Source organism: Winogradskyella sp. (genome assembly GCF_013213835.1).
Taxonomy (GTDB): domain Bacteria; phylum Bacteroidota; class Bacteroidia; order Flavobacteriales; family Flavobacteriaceae; genus Winogradskyella.
The window spans coordinates 117,791-136,672 of record NZ_JABSSU010000004.1 but is presented as its reverse complement, the minus strand read 5'-3'; the positions used below and the strand labels follow the sequence as shown (position 1 = coordinate 136,672).

Below are 18,882 nucleotides of genomic sequence, written 5' to 3'. Positions count from 1 at the left end.
AGATAAAAAATGCAAGTTGAAGAAACAGAATTAGAAGGTTGTTATGTTATTATTCCGAGAATATTTCGAGATAAAAGAGGTGAGTTTTTCGAGTCCTTTAATCAAGATAAATTTGAAGAACTTACAGGCGTGAATCCTAACTTTATTCAAGATAATCAATCAATTTCTCATAAAAATGTCCTTAGAGGTTTACATTTTCAAATAGGTGATTATGCACAGGCTAAATTAGTTAGAGTTATAAGTGGTAGTGTTTTAGACGTCGTTGTGGATATTAGACCTAATTCTAAAACATTTGGTAGATACATTGCTTTGGTATTAGATAACCAAACAAATAAACAACTTTACATACCACGAGGCATGGCTCATGGTTTTTTAACTTTAGAAGACCATACAATTTTTTCGTACAAGTGTGACAATTATTATAATAAGGCTTCTGAAAGAGGAATTATTTTTAATGACAAATCAATTGGAATAGATTGGAATGAAGATGGTGCTAGCCTTATCGTATCAGAAAAAGATTTAGTTTTGCCGACCTTAGAAGAGTATTTTCATGAAGACAGTATTAGTCACGGGCGCTAAAGGCCAACTTGGACAGTGTATTCAAAAACAATCAAAACATCTTAAAGAGAATATTTTTCTGTTTGAAGATTATGACACTTTAGATCTTACCAAAAAAGACCAGGTTAAAAAGTATTTTGAACAGCATAAAATTGATTGGTGTGTAAATTGCGCGGCCTACACGGCAGTAGATTTAGCTGAAGACGAATCTAATGAGGCATTTTCAGTTAATGCAGAAGCTGTGAGTATTTTAGCAGAGCAATGCAACAAATACGGAACAAGACTAATTCATATTTCTACAGATTTTGTCTTTGATGGTGTCATAAATGAACCATACACTGAAGATGCTTTGCCTATCCCATTGGGAGTTTATGGTGAATCTAAATTGAAAGGCGAACAAAATATTATAGAAATCCTTAAACCATACTTTATCGTCAGAACCTCATGGTTATACTCTGAATTTGGGGCCAACTTTATGAAAACCATGATACGTCTTGCTCAAGAAAGAGATTCGCTTAGCGTTGTAAATGACCAAGTAGGTACACCAACATATGCAATGGATTTAGCTGATGTAATTTGCGAAATAATTAGACAAAATTCTGAAGCTTATGGTTTATATCATTATAGTAATGAAGGTAGTATTAGTTGGTATGATTTTGCAAAACAGATATTCGAATATGTTCAATCAAATATTATTTTAAAGCCAATTCCATCTTCAGACTTTAAAACAAAAGCTATTAGACCAAAATATAGTGTTTTAGATAAAACAAAAATTAAAGAAAACTTTAATGTTGAAATTCCTTTTTGGAAGGACAGTTTAAAAATTGCATTAGAAAGAATCAATGAATAAAGAGATAAAAACAGCAATTGAAGCTGCAATACAAGCAGGCGAGCGAATTATGCAAATTTATGATTCGCCAATAGATGTCGAGTATAAAGAAGATGATTCACCTTTAACTAGAGCAGATAAAGAGTCTAATGCTATCATCAACACTTTTTTAATACCAACACAGATTCCTATTATAAGTGAAGAAAACAAGCAGATCTCTTATGAATTAAGGAAACAATGGGATAAGTGTTGGATTGTAGATCCGGTAGACGGCACAAAAGAGTTTATCAAAAGAAATGGTGAGTTTACTGTTAATATTGCTTTAGTTGAACACGGAGAACCAAAATTAGGAGTTATATATGTACCTGCTTCAAAAGAACTGTATTTTGCTGATGTTGATAAACAAAATGCAAAAAAAGTGGTGTTAGGAGATCATATTTATCAAGATGATATGCTACAAAAAGCATTAGTTTTAAAACCAAGAACAGGAGAGAGCAACATAAAGGTTGTTGGCAGTCGTTCGCATATGAATGAAGAAACACAAAATTTTGTTGAGCATTTAAAAAATGAAGGAAACCAAGTAGAGATTGTTTCCAAAGGAAGCTCACTAAAGTTTTGTTTAATAGCTGAAGGAAAGGCAGATATTTATCCGCGTTATGCACCAACTATGGAATGGGATACTGCGGCTGGGCAAGCGATATGTAATGCTGTTGGAATAGATGTGATTTCAAATGCAACTAACAGACCATTGGAGTATAATAAAGAGAATTTGTTAAACCCTTGGTTTTTGGTATCAAACCAACTATAGTTTAATGCAAAAGCTAAAAAAGTCTTCACATACAAGAAGTATCCTAAAAGGGATTTCGTGGCGCATTATAGCGACTACCGACACAGTATTAGTGGTGCTGTTAGTTACTTGCTTAATAGGTGAATGTAGTCTAGAGAATGCTTTAAAGATTGGTGCTTCAGAGTTTATAATTAAACTACTGATTTATTATGCTCATGAACGCCTTTGGTTGCAAATTTTAGACGCACGTGCAGAAACGAACAAACAAATTTTATTTAAATCCATTTCGTGGAGAGTGGTCGCGACAGCCACGACCTTTGTTATCACAGGTGTAATATTAGAAGCTTTCGATGAGATTGCATTATATATAGCATTAACAGAATTATTCACAAAGTTTATACTATATTACCTGCATGAAAAACTATGGTTGAAAATACCGTTAGGCAAGATTAGAAATTTCTTAAAAAGAAATTCATGGAAAAGAACATCGTAACACATTCTTATCAGGTTTCAAGACACGAAAGGAGAGTAAGAAATAATCACAATTCATTTTTAATTTGGTTTACAGGGCTTTCGGGTTCTGGAAAATCAACAATAGCTAACCTTGTTGAGAAGAAACTCTTTAGCAAAGGTATTAGTACATATAGTTTAGATGGTGATAATATTAGAAAAGGAATTAATAATGATTTATCATTTTCTCCAGAAGACAGAACAGAGAATATAAGACGTATTGCAGAGGTTGCCAATTTAATGATTGATGCTGGTCTGGTGGTTTTAGCTGCTTTTGTTTCACCCTACAAAAAAGATAGGATAAACATAAGAAGTATAGTTAAAGATGTTAACTTTGTCGAGGTTTTTGTGAATACTAGCCTAGAAGAATGTGAGCGTAGAGATGTTAAGGGCTTGTACAAAAAAGCAAGAGCTGGAGAAATAAAAAATATGACCGGTATTTCAGCACCATATGAAGCGCCAGAGGACCCAGATATAGAAATAAACACCGAAGAAGAGTCCGCTCAGGAAGCTGCGGACAGAATTGTAGATTTTATTCAGGATAAATTAAAGAAGAGCAATGAGTAAGTATTATTTAAATTACTTAGATGAGTTAGAGAGTGAGGCTATTTTTGTATTGCGCGAAGTTTGGGCGCAATTTCAAAACCCAGTGATTTTGTTTTCAGGAGGAAAAGATTCCATAGTGGTAACACATTTAGCAAGAAAGGCATTTTATCCTAGTAAGATCCCATTTTCGTTGATGCACGTTGATACAGGTCATAATTTTCCTGAAACGATTCAATTTAGGGATAATCTTATCAATGAACTTGGAGTTAATCTTATTGTTGGTTCCGTGCAAGAATCTATAGATCAAGGACGCGTAGCTGAGGAGAAAGGAAAGAACGCCACAAGAAATGCACTTCAGATTACCACTTTGCTGGACGCAATCGAAGTAAATAATGTGGACTGTGCCATTGGTGGAGGAAGGCGTGATGAGGAAAAAGCGAGAGCAAAGGAACGTTTCTTTTCTCATAGAGATGATTTTGGACAATGGGATCCAAAAAATCAGCGTCCGGAGTTATGGAACATTTTTAATGGGAAACATTTTGAAGGAGAACATTTTAGAGCCTTCCCAATAAGCAATTGGACAGAAATGGATGTTTGGAACTACATTGCTAGAGAAAACATCTCAATACCGTCATTATACTTTGCGCATGAGCGCGAAGTCGTATGGCGTCAAAACTCATGGATACCAAATTCGGAGTTCTTAAAACTTGAAGAGACTGAAGAAGTATTGACAAAAAAGATACGTTTTAGAACCTTAGGTGATATTACCATTACAGGTGGCATAGAATCTGAGGCCGATACAGTTGAAAAGATAGCGATGGAAGTATCAGCGATGCGTCAAACAGAACGTGGCAATAGAAGCGATGATAAACGTTCTGAAACTGCTATGGAAGACAGAAAGCGACAAGGTTATTTTTAAAAGCACTGAGAAGAAACATGATAGACAATAACCAATTATTAAGATTTACTACAGCAGGAAGTGTAGACGATGGAAAGAGTACATTAATAGGGAGATTATTATACGATTCTAAATCTATTTTTGAGGACCAGCTAGAGGCAATAGAGACAACCAGTAAGCGTAAAGGGCACGATGGAGTAGACTTGGCTTTATTTACAGATGGTTTAAGAGATGAAAGAGAGCAAGGGATTACGATAGATGTAGCCTATAGATACTTTACCACACCAAAGCGTAAATTTATTATTGCCGATACACCAGGTCATATTCAATATACAAGAAATATGGTTACGGGTGCCTCTACAGCCAATGCCGCAATCATATTAGTTGATGCAAGACATGGAGTGATAGAGCAAACCAAACGCCATTCGTTTATAGCGTCATTATTACAAATCCCACATGTCATTGTTTGTATTAATAAAATGGATTTGGTAGACCATTCTGAGGAAGCTTATAATAAGGTTATCAACCAGTTCGAGGAATTTTCTTCGAAACTATTAGTAAAAGACATACGTTTTATACCAATAAGTGCCTTAAATGGTGATAATGTGGTGAACCGTTCTGAGAATATGCCTTGGTACCAAGGAGCACCATTATTACATACACTAGAAACATTGCATATTAGCAGTGATATTAATAAAGTAGACGCACGATTCCCTGTACAAACAGTACTAAGACCTCAGAGCGAAGCACATAGAGATTACAGAGGTTATGCGGGTCGCGTAGCAAGTGGAGTTTTAAGACCAGGTGATGAAGTTACTGTATTACCATCTGGTTTTACATCTCAGATAAAAAGTATAGATACTTTTAATGGTGAAGTGGAAGAGGCATTCGCGCCAATGTCAGTAAGTATCACATTAGAAGATGATATAGACGTAGGTCGAGGTGATATGATTGTAAGATCAAATAACACACCAGACACGTCGCAGGACATAGAGGTGATGTTGTGTTGGTTACATAATAGTCCAGCAAAGCCAAGAGCTAAATATAGCATCAGGCACACTTCTAATGATCAAAAAGCGATGATTAAAGAAGTTGTTTATAAGTATGATATTAACACTTTAGAACGTCAAACGGAGGATAAAACCCTTACTATGAATGATATCTCAAAGGTGAGAATAAGAACGACAAAGCCGTTAATGATTGATTCTTACAGAGAAAACAGAACTACAGGAAGTATCATCTTGGTAGATGACACCACAAACGAAACTGTGGCGGCTGGAATGATTGTGTAATTAAGACATCACAAAAGAGATGAGAAAAATATTTATCATGATGTTATTTGCGTTGATTTCTTGTAAGGATAGTCCTAAAGAAGAAGTTAATGCAAGTAAACACCTCACATTTGAGCTTTCAGCTACTGTTTATTACGACGATGTTTTTAAATTGTTTTATGTTAACGAAGGGCAACAACATATAACAGTAGATCAGATGGTTAAAGTAGAAGTTAAAAAATCAACTGAAATTCAGACAATAAATTTTACAACTCAAAGCCAGGAAATACCAACTAAATTACTTTTAGTTTTTGGAAATGATGAAAAGCGCCAGAAACTTATTGTGAATTCATGTAGTGTGTCATTAGGCTACGATAAAATAGATATCAGTAGAGACAAGTTTTTTCAAATGTTCATTCCTAATAAATATATAGAATACGATAACGATAAGGCGACAGCAACTGCAGGAGTCGTAAATGGTGATTTTAAGCCATCCTTCAGGGCAAGAGAAATATTAATTGACCGTATGCTTCTAGAGTTTGATTAAAATAAATTGAATTCTCTCTTGTTTTCAAAGCTATCTAGGAAAAGTATTTTGAATGGAATATTTTATATCATGAAGAGAGGTTGTTTTTATTTTTTTGGGTTTATTTGTTAACAATTTATTATCAAATAATTGGTGTTTCAAATAATCTATTAAAAAGCTTTTATTTTGATAGTATTGTTTCATTCTCAGAAAGTATTATGGCGAATTAGATTGATTTTAATAAAGAAGGAATTTTAATAATGTGCTTTGAATAAAATATTGAGCTTGTTTGGAATAAATAGTGGACGTGATTTAAATATAGTCAATCACATAGGTCTATCTTTCTTTTATAAAATTGGAAGTATCGTCTCAAACCTAGCTCTCGTTCCTTTATCCTTAACTTATCTAAATACCGAAGGCTATGGAGTTTGGCTTACTCTAAGTTCTTTTTTGAGTTGGTTTACGCTTTTTGATGTTGGGTTAGGACATGGCTTAAGAAATAAACTTGCTGAGGCGAATGCACAAAAAAATTATAGCTTAGCCCAAGTATATGTGAGTTCTGCATATTTTACAATTATGGGAATAAGTTTGTTAGTTTTATTCCTGTTTATAATCATTAATTTTTTTCTGGATTGGGGTTTGATTTTTAATGTTGAAGGAATGCTCAAAAATGATATAGCTCCATTGATGATTTTGGTTTTCACCTTTTTTTCGATACAACTGATTGTAAAACTAATTTCAAGCATACACCTAGCAGAACAGAATCATTCATTTCAATCAAAAGTACAGTTCATTACTAGTTTACTTTCCTTAATATGTATATGGATACTTCTGAAAACTACAGACGGATCTCTACTACTTTTTGGCACAATATTTTCGGCGCTTCCGGTTGTAGTAATGTTAGTTTATAATTTAATATCTTTTACTAATAAGTACAAACATTTAAGACCACAGCTAAAATTGTGGAGTTCTAAACATGTAAAAGAGATATTAAGCTTAGGCACTAAATTTTTTATTATTCAAATATCTGTAATTGTATTGTTTTCAACAGATAATATTATTATTACTAATTTGTTCAGCCCAGAAGAAGTCGTACCTTACAATATAGCCTTAAAGTATTTTTCGCAAATTTTAATTTTCTTTTCGATTGTAATTGCACCATACTGGTCTACCATTACAGAGGCATTTGTTAAGTCTGATTATAGCTGGATTAAAAAGTCTATGAAAGCAATATTTCGCATTTGGTTATTAGTAATTCCAATTCTTTTAATAATTATGCTAATAATTGCAGATTGGGTTTATAAAATTTGGGTTGGTGACAATGTTGTTATTATGTTTTCTTTAAATATTTCAATGGCCTTATTTGTACTAATTCAGACATTTCAATTAATATATACTAATTTTATAAATGGCGTTGGTAGGATAAAACTGCAAATGATAGTAGGGATAATAGCTCTACTAATTAACATCCCATTAAGTATTTTATTTGCTAAGGAATTGAATTTAGGCACTACAGGTGTTATTTTAGCAACATGCGTTTCAATAGGTTTGTACGCTATATATAAGCCTATTCAGTATTACCTTATAATCAACAAAAAAGCAAAAGGAATCTGGAACAAATAATGAAAAGTTTAATCTTAATTCTTTAAATGCCAAGATTAGGTTGTATTTTGCTTAAAAGAATGTTATTGTATAATAAATTCGTATGGAAGACATTGGTTTATAATCTTCACAAACTTTTAATTAATCTGTGTTTTCTTAAGATTTTAATATCGGATGAATCAAATTTTTATATTTTCTTTACCTAGATCTGGGTCAACGCTATTACAAAGAGTTTTGATGTCTCATGATAAAATTAAGAGCGTTGCAGAACCATGGATTTTACTCCCTCAGATATATAGTCTAAGAGATGAAGGAGTACTCTCAGAATATGGGTCTATGCTTTCGTCTATTGCAATTAAAGATTTTATAAATAATTTACCCTTAAAAGATGAAGATTATTATGATTCTCTTAGAGGTTTTATAACAGAATTACATCAAAAAATAGCTAATAATGGTGAAACCTATTTTTTGGATAAGACACCAAGATATTATCTAATAATTGAAGAAATAGCTAAGGTATTTCCAAATGCCAAGTTCATTTTTCTATTTAGGTCACCTGAACAAATTTATTCTTCAATGATTAGGACTTGGTCAAATAATAGACTGAGACCATTTTTAGGATCTTATCATGATCTTACTTCAGGATTTGAGAAACTTTCTAAAGGCTACACCAAATTACGAGATGATTCAATAGTTGTTAGATACGAAGATTTAGTATTAGAACCAGAGCGTGAGATAAAAAAAGTATTAGAGTTCTTAAATTTAGACTATAAGGATGAATTAATCGAGGCATTCTCTAATCAAGACACAAAAGGTGAATTAGGCGATCCTACAGGGGTTATTAGTTATAAAAACATTAGTAGTCAGAGCTTAATGAAATGGCAAAACACACTTCATACATTCACACGAAAAAAGAGTGCACTTTCAATCATCAATAAAATTGATGAAAACGCAATGACTTTACAAGGTTATGATAAAAATGAAATTGTTTCTAAATTAAAACAGTTAAAGCCTATTTTTTCTTTAAAAAATGAAATTAAAGATTTATTAGATTATAGTATAAATTCTATAGTTAGGCGAACGCAATTGCTGTTGTTTTTTGGAAAAAGATTTAAATGGGTTAGAAAAAGATTTATATCTTAATGGATAAAGGTTTCTTTCCAAATGCCTAAGTCCTTTTCTAAAACCTTTTCGAGTGCCTCAATATCTTTTTTAAATATATTCTGTAAATAAACCCTTACCTCATCATTCATTTTTGGCTTTTTAGAAGGTTTGAATAGAACAGTTTTGTTGATAAACACTTTTGAATTGTTTGGAAAAAAACCTTTTAGAAATGACATTTTTGACTTTAATCTAATAAGGAGTTTGGCGAAATCATTTTTCGGGACAGAAAAAGTGTTATGTATGGTTTCAGTATTAAATGTATAGTTATTTGGAAGATCTAAAAACGCTAAAATTTTAGACAAGCCAATGTCAGTATCGTGAAAAAACTCTTCGTAAATCATAACTTTTACATTTTCTTTACCAAAAATCTCGAAATAAGACTGAACTTGCCTTGAATATAACCCCAATTCCTTGTAGAGCAAAACTTTACCATCACCCCATACTTTTCGGATGATTTTCTCGTCTCTTTTAAAAGCTCTCAAGGCATTTGAATCTTTTTCTATTCCTCCTTTTAAATTCATTAAATAATGAGAAAAAGTACGCTCAATTGGATTTCTGAGAATTATTAAAATTTTGGCTTTAGGAAAATCAGTATGTATTTTTTTTGCAGCACCTTTGTCCCAAAGATAAGATGGACTAGCATCACCAAGAATTTTAAAGTTGTTAGCTTCTTTGTAAAGTGAATAATAAACCTCTCTGTTTTTTATGACTTTATTATGATAAAACATCCCTTTCTTAGGCCTTTTGTAAGCTAACGGGTCCTCTGATTCTATGTCAGAATAAAAGTTTGGCTCTTTAACTTTTGGGAAAAACACATCAGGATGTTGAATCAAATAATTATATAGTGATGTTGTGCCAGACTTGGCAGCACCTACAATAAATAGATTGATGTTTGGTTTAAAACTCATGTGTGTAAAAATATAAAAACATAAATAGCTACAAATATTATTTAATTTTTAAAAGGTATATATTTGAAAACTTGAAATCATCTAATGTCAAAGAAGTTTACTGTAATAACAGCTGCCTATAATAGTGAAAAAACAATTGAGAGAACAATTAATTCAATCTTAAGTCAATCACAAAAGAATATAGAGTTTATTATTGTAGATGGTGCCTCAACAGATAAAACCAAAAACATAATAAAGTCTTTTGAAAGTGTTTTCAATAAATCAGAAATTAGTTATAAGTGGATTTCAGAGCCAGATAAAGGAATTTATGATGCATGGAATAAGGGCTTAAATATGTCAACAGGGGATTGGATTTCTTTTTTAGGTTCTGATGATTATTACAAACCAAATGCCATTGAAAATTATAATGCAGCAATTAAAGAATCTAACGACAATGATATAGATTGGGTATATTCTGAGGTAGAATTTACTGATGGTAAGAGAAGTAAGAAATTAGATTCAATTTGGTCTTGGAAAACATTTAGAAGAAATATTACGATTACTCCTGCACATGTTGGTTCCTTTCACAACAAGAAGTATTTTAAAAAATACGGTAGCTTTAATACCAATTATAAGATTGCGGGGGATTATGAATTATTGCTCAGAGCAAGACACAATTTAAAGACTTTAAAAGTAAATCATATAACAGCAGTTATGAGAGCTGACGGTGTAAGCAATCAAAATTTTTCTAAAGTATTAAAAGAAACACTTAAAGCAAAAACTAAATCAGGTAAGATTCCGGTTTTATTGGCTTTATATGATTATATATATATGAGATTATTAACTCTCATAAAACGATTAATAGGTAAAATTTAGAATTTATTTTACTTAAATTATTTGTATTAACAATGGCTAACTCTAAACAACTTATAATATCTAAGGATAAGTTAAATAGCTACACTCTGGTATTATTGTTATTTATACCTTCTTTAACCCCAATAATTGAAATTAACATTGCTATACTTTCAGTCGTTACTTTTTGGCTTATCTATAATTTCAATTTTAAATATTCTAAGGATTTAATACAATTAGTATTTCCCTTAATTATGATTCTTATCATATCTATATTTTCTACATTCTTTTATTCTAGTGAGATTTTTGATATGGTAAAGGACTTTTTTTTTATTGCTAAACCAATTTTTTACATTTTTATCGGTTATTTTTTAATAACCAAAATAAATGATAAAGATTATTTATTTAAGGCAATAGTCTATATAGCGGCTTTCTTCGCGATTATACACATTTATAAAACAGTTAGTTACATTATAACCAATGATGAAGTAGATATTAATCTGATGAGGAACTATGCAGGAAGAGGTAGTGTTTTAGAGGTTTTTGCTTTAGTATTACTATTCGCAAAAAAAGGTAAAGAGTTATTTAAATTTCAATCTAAATATAAAAGAATTATAATTACTATTCTTATTATATCATTTATTTGTTATGTGTCTAGAACTGTCACTGTATCAGTGGTATTACTTTCTTTAGGTGTTAACGGGTATTTAGCTATTACTAGAAAAGGTTTAAAATATATGATTTATTTGATTGTAGCTATAACTGCCTTATATACTTATTTATTTTCTATAGAACCACAACGTGGAGCGCCTGGAATCGAAGGTTTTTTGTACAAGATAAAAATTGCTCCATCAGAAATTTTTAGTTCTAAAATAGATGTTCATGACCATGTCGACCTTTGGGATCACTGGCGTGCATATGAAGCTCAAAAAGCGTTCGAACAATTACATGATACATCATTTCATTCTGCACTTTTTATGGGGAAAGGTATAGGATCTCTTGTGGATTTAGAATTTTCAGCTCCGCTTAACGGGGAAGAAATGCAATATATTTCTGTACTTCACAATGGATATGCGTTTATTGCTTATAAAGCTGGAATTCTAGGATTAATGTTGTTTTTAGTGTTTTTGCTGATTCTCTATAAACAAGCCTACGTTTCAAGTAAAACACCCAAAGTAATAATTATAAATTATCTATTGTCAGGTATTGCAATTTACTATATGTTTACCACGCTCATTGTTACCGGAACCTACAACCCTAGGGACTTTGCTTGTATTATTATTGGCGGTCTTTTGAGTATTAGATATTATTTAAATAAAAATGGTTTAGAAAAGGTAAATTAATGTTATTTAAGTTGCGCTAAAATTGTAATATGCTAAAGAAGTTATTTCAAAAATTATTGATTAGTTCGGGTAAAGAATACGTTGTCGATACCGCAATACCTGATAGACTAATTTGTAGTTTTGTATTTGGAAGAGTTGTAATGGTTGTTCGTGGTTTTATTAAAACTCGACGAAAAATATTCTTAGGTAAACAGGTCAATATCCTAAACACAAAAAATTTCACTTTTGGTAAATCATGTACTATTGAGAGAAACGTTAAAATTGATTGTTACTCAAAAGATAAAATAACATTCGGTGAAGTTGTTAAGATAGGAGCTTATTCCACAATAAGTACAACAAGTCATATGTCTAAATATGGAAAAGGATTATCTATAGGCAATAACTCCGCAATTGGAGAGTATTCTTATTTAGGATGTTCTGGCGGTGTAGAAATAGGCAATGATGTCATTATGGGTCAATATATAAGTTTTCACTCTGAGAACCATAATTTTAGCGATAGTTCCAAACTTATCAGAGAGCAGGGAGTGACATCTAAAGGGATAAAGTTAGGGGATAATATATGGGTTGGATCTAAGGTTACCTTTCTTGACGGATGTAGCGTAGGTAATAATTCTGTTGTTGCTGCAGGTGCAGTTGTAAACGGAATATTTCCAGAAAATGTTATTATTGGTGGAGTTCCTGCAAAAGTGATAAAGGCTTTATAATGAAAACAATCCTTTACATTCATCAAGCCGCCGAGCTATATGGCTCAGATAAAACACTTTTGGATCTTGTTCAAGCTATTGATAAAAAACCTGGTTTTAATGTTATTGTTATACTTCCTAATGATGGCCCTTTAAAATCATTATTAATTAAGAATGGGATTAAGGTGTTGACCTTACCGGTGATAAAAATTTCAAGAGAAGTGTTTAAGCCTCACAAGTTAATAGCACTACTCTTTTCTATATATCCTTTGTGTAAACGTTTAAAGAAGGCTTTGGGCGAAACAACAATTGATATTGTACACTCAAACACCTTAGCCGTACTTCTCGGGGCTTTTTACGCAAAGTTTAATGGTATTAAACACGTGTGGCATGTTCATGAGATTATTAGAAAACCAGATGTTGTAAAGAACGCTTACCCTTTAATTGTTAATTATTTCTCTGACAAAGTGGTTTTTAATTCAAAGGCCTCAATGAATTTTTTAACGGAAAACAACGAAGGTTTAAAGAAAATATCTCAAGTTAATTTAAATGCAGTTTCAAGAGAAAAAGATTTTCTTGATAAGAATAAAAGACATCAAATAAGACAAGAATTATTTTATGCGACTGAAGAAAATATTGTTCTTGGACTGGTAGGAAGAATAAGTAAATGGAAGGGACAAGATTTATTATTGAAAGCTTTTAGTGAATTGAATCAGAATTACCCTAGCCTAAAACTTGTCTTTGTAGGATCGGCACCACCAAACCAAGAATATTTGGTTGAGGCACTAAATAAGCAAATAAAAACGTTAAAACTTGAGTATAGTTGTAAGATTGTACCATTCCAGGAAGAGATTTGGCCTGTTTGGGATGCCATAGATGTTGGCGTAATACCTTCTAAAGAACCAGAACCTTTTGGTTTAGTAGCTCTGGAGGCAATGCTTTCTAAGAAGCCTTTAATTGTAGCTGAGCATGGTGGCTTATTAGAAATAGTTAAGGACGGTGAAACAGGGTACTTTTTTAAACCGAATGATATTATTAGTTTAAAAAATACAATAGAAAAATTAGTAACTAATGAAGCGGCTTTATTAAGTTTTGGTGAAGCTGGATATAAAAGGGCGAATAAATTCTTTTCAATTGACAAACACATTCATAGTTTTGTGGAAATTTATGAAAATTTAGAGGACAAGAAATGAAAATAGGAATACTAGGAACACGCGGTATACCAAATCACTATGGCGGATTTGAACAATTTACTGAGTTTTTCGCAGTCTATTTAGCAAAAAAAGGACACGATGTTTACGTGTATAATTCTAGTAACCATAAATATAAAGAACCAACCTTTAAAGGTGTAAAGCTTATTCATTGTTATGACCCAGAACATAAGGTGGGAACTTTTGGTCAATTTATCTATGATTACAATTGTATTATGGATTCAAGAAAAAGGGATTTTGACGTACTACTACAGTTAGGATATACGAGTAATACTATTTGGCATAGACTATTACCAAAAAAGCCTGTTATCGTTAGTAATATGGACGGTCTAGAATGGAAACGTACAAAGTACTCGCCACCGGTTCAAAAGTTTCTAAAATACGCTGAAAAGTTAGCGGTAAAATCAAGTGATTTTTTAATTTCAGATTCAATTGGGATTCAAAACTATTTGTTGAAGGAGTATAAAGCAAAATCAGAGTATATTGCTTATGGTGCTGAACCATTTAAAAGTCCTAACATAAGTGTGTTAGAACACTATAATGTGGAAAAGTATAATTATAATATGCTAATTGCTAGGTTCGAACCAGAAAACAACTTGGAAGTCATTCTTGATGGTGCAGCTTTAGCCAAAACAAAAACACCATTTTTAGTTGTAGGAAAGCATGATGTAAATAAGTTTGGTTCATATTTAAAGAACAAGTTTAAGGATTGTGAACATATTCGTTTTATGGGAGGAATTTACAATCTAGAACACCTAAATAGCCTGAGGTATTTTTCTAAGTTGTATTTTCATGGTCATTCGGTTGGAGGTACAAATCCGTCGCTTCTGGAAGCCATGGCCTCAAACGCTTTTATAATTGCTCATAACAATGAATTTACTAAATCCATTTTACAAGAAAATGCGTTCTATTTTGATGATAAAAACGATGTAAAGAAAGTGATTGATAACTTAAAAAAGGAAGATTATTTAGATAAGATTGAAAATTTATTTCAAAAGATAGAAAATGAATTTACTTGGGATATTATAAACAAAAAGTATTTAGACTTTTTACATGAATGCTCTAAAAAGAATTGATATTAATTCTCATGCGTTTTTGGCATATCCATTAGGATTGTGCCTATCTACGCTATTGTTGAGTTACTTTTTAAGTAGTTTATTTGTTGGGGCCTTCATTATACTTTCAGTAAGACATGCTGTAATCAATAAAACTTTAAAAAAATCAATTAAAATAGCAGATAAACGGTTGTTTCTGCCAATTTTATTTTACCTCTTTTGTGTTTTATCATTGTTTTGGTCAGTAGATTCAGCACAGACATTAAAAGGTCTTGGGCGACTGCTTGTACTCATATTAGTGCCTGTTGGTTTTATCTTCGTTGCTAGGTTTGATTCTAAAGCGTATTTAAAAGTTCTAAAGATTTTCACCATTTCTAATTTCCTTATAGGCATCTTTTTTCTAATAACTGCGGCTATCAAATATATAGATTCAAATGAGATAAATGTGTTTACATATCACGAGTTAGTGTCACCACTCGAGTTAAACGCTATTTATGTGTCACTATTTTATGTAATTGGTGTATTGCTTTTAATATGTAAAGAGAATAAGAGTAAATTTGATAAAGTTCAAATAGGATTTTTTTCGGGTCTCCTACTACTCCTTTCCTCTAAAACTTTAATATTTGGATATATTATCTGTTTAGGATTGCTTTTTGTAAGGAATTTTAAAAGGTTTAATAAGCAAACAATTTTTATTTCTTTAATTGTTATAATTTCTACAATGATCATAGGCACAATTGTTTTGTCTAATCGAATTGAAGAAGAAACCAAAACAAGAATTGATCAAGTTTTTGAAAAGGACATCTTTGGAAAAGCATACTATTGGACAGGAACTTCTATTAGACTATTGCAGTTAAGAATTTTAAAAGAACAACTTGAAGAAGACGCAATATTTTTTAAAGGATTTGGTCTTTTTGCGTCTAAAGAAAATATAAAAAAACGCCACGAAGCCTTTAACACTTATCCTGGGTTTCATAGTTATAATTACCATAACCAATATGCACAAACCGTTGCTGAATTGGGAATCATTGGATTATTAATTCTATTCTTGATGATTTTTGCATTACTGTCTAAAGGAATTAAAAGTGCAAATTTTGCAATTATTACTTTTGGTTTAATAATGACTTTAATCTTTTGTACTGAGGCTGTGTTATGGAGACAAAGAGGACTCTTTTTGTTTGTAATATTTTATTGTATTTTCATCGGTTTTCAAGCATTCAACGCTAAAAAACATATTTAAATCTTATGCTAATAATAAATATTATTTCAGGATTTGAATAATATTTAACTAAACTAAAAAAGATTCCTATTTTTACGACCGTTAATGATGCTTCAATAGGAAATACTTGCAATCTAAACAACATAAGGAAAGGCGTTATTCAAGGTGGATTAGACCGATAATTTATTTATTCGATTTATTATTGGTGACTTGTTGTTCAATTTACCTTTTACAATCAAATTTCGATGACACCATTTATTTCACAATTTTCTGGATCACACTTTCTATAGTTTTCTCTTTTTATAACGTATATCGCTATACCAAAATAACCGAAATCATTTCAATAATAACAAGACAAATTATTGTTTATGTATTGTTAGTTATCAGCTATATATATTTTGATAGAATAGACATACAAAACTCTGTACTTTTAAAATTTTCATTCGTTTTACTAGTTGTTTTTATATCATGGCGAATTCTGATTTACCTATTGTTGAGAGAGTATAGAATAATTACAGGTAGTAATTTTAGAAAAGTAATTATTGTTGGTGATGATAGTTCAACAGAACGTTTAAAGGGCTTTTTTGAAAATGAGTTGGAATATGGTTACAGATTAAGCGGTGTTTTTGATAAAAAGAGAAAAGACGAAAAAGAAAACGTTTCAAAGATTTTTAATTTTATAAAGAAAGAAGAGATAGACGAGGTTTATTGTTCACTTAAAAAACTAAGTAGTTCAGAGATAAAGAAATTCATTGATTTTTGTGATTATAATGTTGTAAGCCTTAAGTTTATTCCATCACAAGAGGATATTTATTCTAAGAACCTCAGACTGAATTATTATGATATTACTCCAGTATTATCACTAAGGCAAATACCTCTAGACGACCAACTTAATGCATTAACCAAGAGAGTCTTCGACATTGTTTTTTCTTTGGTTATAATCTGTTTCATATTATCTTGGTTAATACCTATTTTAGGAATTTTGATTATGCTCGAAAGTAAAGGTCCAATTTTCTTTAGACAAGATAGACCAGGAATAAAAGAAAAGGGATTTGGATGTTATAAATTTAGATCTATGACTTTAAATACCGATACTGAATTATCTGCAACAAAAGGGGACTCTAGAGTAACTAAAATAGGAAAGTTCATTAGACGTACAAGCATTGATGAATTACCGCAGTTTTTTAATGTATTGTTTGGAAGCATGTCTGTAGTTGGTCCTAGGCCACATTTATGGCGACAAAATGAAATTTATGCCACAAAAATTTCCAAGTATATGGTAAGACATCTTGTAAAACCAGGTGTTACAGGATTAGCCCAAGTAAAAGGTTATCGTGGCGAAATTCAAACACATCAAGATATAGTAAATAGGACAAAATATGATGTTTTTTACATTGAGAATTGGTCTATGTTATTAGATTTAAATATAATTATTGGCACTATCTTAAATGTGTTTAGAGGAGATGAGAAAGCTTATTAGAGCATTATGTATAACTATATATTCATTTCCGTTTAGAATTAAAATGTAAATTATGGAATTCCGAAGAGGTCGATTTTCTTGGTTGATAAGACCAGCCTTGACTATTTATGATATTATCATAATTAACGTTTTTGCTTACTATTTATTGGATTTTGGTGATGCTGAAATTTACTTTATTACAGATCCATTTTTTAAGAATAAACATTTAATATATTTTATTTATTCTTCTTGCTTTTGGTTACTATCCACGTTTTTTGTTAGGTTTTATAAGGTTTACAGATACACTTCTTTATTAAACATTCTTTCGCTTGTTATTAAGCAATTCTTTGTTTATACCATAATAATTTATGGTTTTATTGGTGTATTCAGAAGTATAGATTTATCAGCATTTACCACTTTAAGGTATCTGGTAATCTGTTTTATTGCCATTGGATTTGGAAAGATTCTTAGTTATTACATTTTAAAGGCATTTAGATCTTATTTTAAAGGCAACGTAAGAAATGTGGTAATCATCGGGTGTGGTAAAAGTGTTCAAAACTTTAAGGCCATTATTACGGATAAAAAAGAATTAGGTTATAAAATAAATGAAGTTTTCTGTGATTCAGCTTTTGGAACAAAACCATTGAAAGACTGCTTCGAATATCTTAAAAATGCCACCTTTATTGATGAAATTTTTTGCGCTATTGATGAGTTAACCGAAAAGCAACTCAATGAACTTGTGAAGTATGCAAGTATCAATCATAGTAATATAAAGTTTATACCAAAAGATGCAGAAATTGTAACTAAGAAACTTAAAGCAGACTATTTTGGGGTGTTACCTGTTTTATCTATACAGAGAGCCTCGTTAAATGACGACATCAATAAGGCAATAAAAAGATGCTTCGATATTATTTTTTCTCTTTTCGTAATTTGTTTTGTGTTATCTTGGGTAACACCAATTCTATTTATTATTACAAAAATAGATTCCAAAGGCCCTTTATTTTATAAACAAGAGAGAACAGGAATTGATTATAAGGTTTTTTATTGTTATAAATTTAGGTCATTAAAAATGGAGGATCAAAAAGATCACGAATCTTATGTGAAGCCTGGCGACCAAAGAGTGACCTTAGTTGGTAAGTTTTTGAGAAAAACAAGCATGGACGAATTACCCCAATTTTTTAATGTTTTAAGAGGTGAAATGAGTGTTGTAGGTCCAAGACCACATATGTCGATGTATACTGACATCTATTCAAAAAAAATTAATAAATATAGCTTTATACAACGTCACAACGTGAAACCTGGTATTACCGGATTAGCCCAAGTCAGTGGATATAGAGGTGAGGTGCAAAGTGATAAGGATATTATTGGGCGCGTGAAATATGATATTTTCTACATCGAAAACTGGTCACTTTTATTAGATGTAAAAATCATATTTCAAACCTTTATCAATATTGTAAAAGGTGAGGATAAAGCCTATTAAGT

19 protein-coding genes are annotated in these 18,882 nt (G+C 31.3%); 18 read left to right on the top strand and 1 reads right to left on the bottom strand.

The features are described 5' to 3' along the window. Positions 1–9: 9 nt before the first annotated feature. From rfbC to HRU50_RS06345, 10 genes are all read left to right on the top strand, one after another. Positions 10–579, top strand: a complete 570-nt coding sequence (rfbC, locus tag HRU50_RS06390) for a dTDP-4-dehydrorhamnose 3,5-epimerase (RefSeq protein WP_296349366.1) — start codon at positions 10–12, stop codon at positions 577–579. Beyond that, positions 551–1,408: a dTDP-4-dehydrorhamnose reductase gene (gene rfbD, locus HRU50_RS06385; RefSeq protein ID WP_296349364.1), complete on the top strand. Its 858-nt coding sequence runs from the start codon at positions 551–553 to the stop codon at positions 1,406–1,408. The genes rfbC and rfbD overlap by 29 nt, the downstream gene beginning before the upstream one ends. Further along, positions 1,401–2,195, top strand: coding sequence for a 3'(2'),5'-bisphosphate nucleotidase CysQ (gene cysQ / locus HRU50_RS06380; protein ID WP_296349362.1), 795 nt, complete (start codon positions 1,401–1,403; stop codon positions 2,193–2,195). The genes rfbD and cysQ overlap by 8 nt, the downstream gene beginning before the upstream one ends. Before the next feature lie 4 nt (positions 2,196–2,199). Beyond that, positions 2,200–2,667 (top strand): DUF2061 domain-containing protein, encoded by a 468-nt coding sequence (locus HRU50_RS06375; RefSeq protein WP_296349360.1) that lies wholly within the window; start codon positions 2,200–2,202, stop codon positions 2,665–2,667. Further along, positions 2,649–3,251 carry an adenylyl-sulfate kinase gene (gene cysC, locus HRU50_RS06370; protein WP_296349357.1) on the top strand — a complete coding sequence of 201 codons (603 nt, stop codon included), beginning with the start codon at positions 2,649–2,651 and terminating at the stop codon, positions 3,249–3,251. The genes HRU50_RS06375 and cysC overlap by 19 nt, the downstream gene beginning before the upstream one ends. Further along, positions 3,244–4,149, top strand: a complete 906-nt coding sequence (cysD, locus tag HRU50_RS06365; RefSeq protein ID WP_296349355.1) for a sulfate adenylyltransferase subunit CysD — start codon at positions 3,244–3,246, stop codon at positions 4,147–4,149. The genes cysC and cysD overlap by 8 nt, the downstream gene beginning before the upstream one ends. Before the next feature lie 17 nt (positions 4,150–4,166). After that, positions 4,167–5,420: a sulfate adenylyltransferase subunit CysN gene (gene cysN, locus HRU50_RS06360; protein ID WP_296349353.1), complete on the top strand. Its 1,254-nt coding sequence runs from the start codon at positions 4,167–4,169 to the stop codon at positions 5,418–5,420. A 19-nt stretch (positions 5,421–5,439) separates the two neighbouring features. Beyond that, positions 5,440–5,946 (top strand): hypothetical protein, encoded by a 507-nt coding sequence (locus HRU50_RS06355; RefSeq protein WP_296349351.1) that lies wholly within the window; start codon positions 5,440–5,442, stop codon positions 5,944–5,946. Positions 5,947–6,192: 246 nt separating this feature from the next. After that, the gene (locus tag HRU50_RS06350) at positions 6,193–7,548 is read left to right on the top strand and encodes an MATE family efflux transporter (protein ID WP_296349349.1); all 1,356 of its coding nucleotides are present in this window, start codon (positions 6,193–6,195) and stop codon (positions 7,546–7,548) included. Positions 7,549–7,701: 153 nt separating this feature from the next. Continuing rightward, on the top strand, positions 7,702–8,670 hold the full coding sequence (locus HRU50_RS06345) for a sulfotransferase (protein WP_296349347.1): 969 nt from the start codon (positions 7,702–7,704) through the stop codon (positions 8,668–8,670). Here HRU50_RS06345 and HRU50_RS06340 read toward each other — a convergent pair. Then, on the bottom strand, positions 8,667–9,599 hold the full coding sequence (locus tag HRU50_RS06340; RefSeq protein WP_296349345.1) for a sulfotransferase: 933 nt from the start codon (positions 9,597–9,599) through the stop codon (positions 8,667–8,669). The two genes, HRU50_RS06345 and HRU50_RS06340, sit on opposite strands and share 4 nt — an antisense overlap. 84 nt (positions 9,600–9,683) lie before the next feature. Between HRU50_RS06340 and HRU50_RS06335 the strand changes: the two genes are divergently transcribed. From HRU50_RS06335 to HRU50_RS06300, 8 genes are all read left to right on the top strand, one after another. Beyond that, a complete protein-coding gene (locus tag HRU50_RS06335) occupies positions 9,684–10,454 on the top strand; it encodes a glycosyltransferase family 2 protein (RefSeq protein ID WP_296349343.1) in 771 nt (256 codons plus the stop codon). A gap of 32 nt (positions 10,455–10,486) precedes the next feature. Beyond that, the gene (locus HRU50_RS06330; protein ID WP_296349341.1) at positions 10,487–11,773 is read left to right on the top strand and encodes a hypothetical protein; all 1,287 of its coding nucleotides are present in this window, start codon (positions 10,487–10,489) and stop codon (positions 11,771–11,773) included. Positions 11,774–11,802: 29 nt separating this feature from the next. Then, positions 11,803–12,477 carry an acyltransferase gene (locus tag HRU50_RS06325; RefSeq protein ID WP_296349338.1) on the top strand — a complete coding sequence of 225 codons (675 nt, stop codon included), beginning with the start codon at positions 11,803–11,805 and terminating at the stop codon, positions 12,475–12,477. After that, positions 12,477–13,649 (top strand): glycosyltransferase family 4 protein, encoded by a 1,173-nt coding sequence (locus HRU50_RS06320; protein ID WP_296349336.1) that lies wholly within the window; start codon positions 12,477–12,479, stop codon positions 13,647–13,649. Before HRU50_RS06325 ends, HRU50_RS06320 begins: the two co-directional genes overlap by 1 nt. Next, positions 13,646–14,743: a DUF1972 domain-containing protein gene (locus tag HRU50_RS06315; protein WP_296349334.1), complete on the top strand. Its 1,098-nt coding sequence runs from the start codon at positions 13,646–13,648 to the stop codon at positions 14,741–14,743. The genes HRU50_RS06320 and HRU50_RS06315 overlap by 4 nt, the downstream gene beginning before the upstream one ends. Then, on the top strand, positions 14,721–15,962 hold the full coding sequence (locus HRU50_RS06310) for an O-antigen ligase family protein (protein ID WP_296349332.1): 1,242 nt from the start codon (positions 14,721–14,723) through the stop codon (positions 15,960–15,962). Before HRU50_RS06315 ends, HRU50_RS06310 begins: the two co-directional genes overlap by 23 nt. 184 nt (positions 15,963–16,146) lie before the next feature. Then, positions 16,147–17,421, top strand: a complete 1,275-nt coding sequence (locus HRU50_RS06305) for an undecaprenyl-phosphate glucose phosphotransferase (protein WP_296350147.1) — start codon at positions 16,147–16,149, stop codon at positions 17,419–17,421. Positions 17,422–17,473: 52 nt separating this feature from the next. Beyond that, positions 17,474–18,880, top strand: coding sequence for an exopolysaccharide biosynthesis polyprenyl glycosylphosphotransferase (locus tag HRU50_RS06300; RefSeq protein ID WP_296349330.1), 1,407 nt, complete (start codon positions 17,474–17,476; stop codon positions 18,878–18,880). Positions 18,881–18,882: the final 2 nt, after the last annotated feature.

Bases quoted from the DNA above. Each gene is read 5' to 3' on its own strand.
- HRU50_RS06325 (WP_296349338.1), top strand. From the start codon at position 11,803: ATGCTAAAGAAGTTATTTCAAAAATTATTGATTAGTTCGGGTAAAGAA.
- cysC (WP_296349357.1), top strand. From the start codon at position 2,649: ATGGAAAAGAACATCGTAACACATTCTTATCAGGTTTCAAGACACGAA.
- HRU50_RS06375 (WP_296349360.1), top strand. From the start codon at position 2,200: ATGCAAAAGCTAAAAAAGTCTTCACATACAAGAAGTATCCTAAAAGGG.
- HRU50_RS06310 (WP_296349332.1), top strand. From the start codon at position 14,721: ATGAATGCTCTAAAAAGAATTGATATTAATTCTCATGCGTTTTTGGCA.
- cysD (WP_296349355.1), top strand. From the start codon at position 3,244: ATGAGTAAGTATTATTTAAATTACTTAGATGAGTTAGAGAGTGAGGCT.
- cysQ (WP_296349362.1), top strand. From the start codon at position 1,401: ATGAATAAAGAGATAAAAACAGCAATTGAAGCTGCAATACAAGCAGGC.
- cysN (WP_296349353.1), top strand. From the start codon at position 4,167: ATGATAGACAATAACCAATTATTAAGATTTACTACAGCAGGAAGTGTA.
- rfbC (WP_296349366.1), top strand. From the start codon at position 10: ATGCAAGTTGAAGAAACAGAATTAGAAGGTTGTTATGTTATTATTCCG.
- HRU50_RS06300 (WP_296349330.1), top strand. From the start codon at position 17,474: ATGGAATTCCGAAGAGGTCGATTTTCTTGGTTGATAAGACCAGCCTTG.
- HRU50_RS06320 (WP_296349336.1), top strand. From the start codon at position 12,477: ATGAAAACAATCCTTTACATTCATCAAGCCGCCGAGCTATATGGCTCA.
- HRU50_RS06335 (WP_296349343.1), top strand. From the start codon at position 9,684: ATGTCAAAGAAGTTTACTGTAATAACAGCTGCCTATAATAGTGAAAAA.
- HRU50_RS06315 (WP_296349334.1), top strand. From the start codon at position 13,646: ATGAAAATAGGAATACTAGGAACACGCGGTATACCAAATCACTATGGC.
- HRU50_RS06340 (WP_296349345.1), bottom strand. From the start codon at position 9,599: ATGAGTTTTAAACCAAACATCAATCTATTTATTGTAGGTGCTGCCAAG.
- HRU50_RS06330 (WP_296349341.1), top strand. From the start codon at position 10,487: ATGGCTAACTCTAAACAACTTATAATATCTAAGGATAAGTTAAATAGC.
- rfbD (WP_296349364.1), top strand. From the start codon at position 551: ATGAAGACAGTATTAGTCACGGGCGCTAAAGGCCAACTTGGACAGTGT.
- HRU50_RS06355 (WP_296349351.1), top strand. From the start codon at position 5,440: ATGAGAAAAATATTTATCATGATGTTATTTGCGTTGATTTCTTGTAAG.
- HRU50_RS06345 (WP_296349347.1), top strand. From the start codon at position 7,702: ATGAATCAAATTTTTATATTTTCTTTACCTAGATCTGGGTCAACGCTA.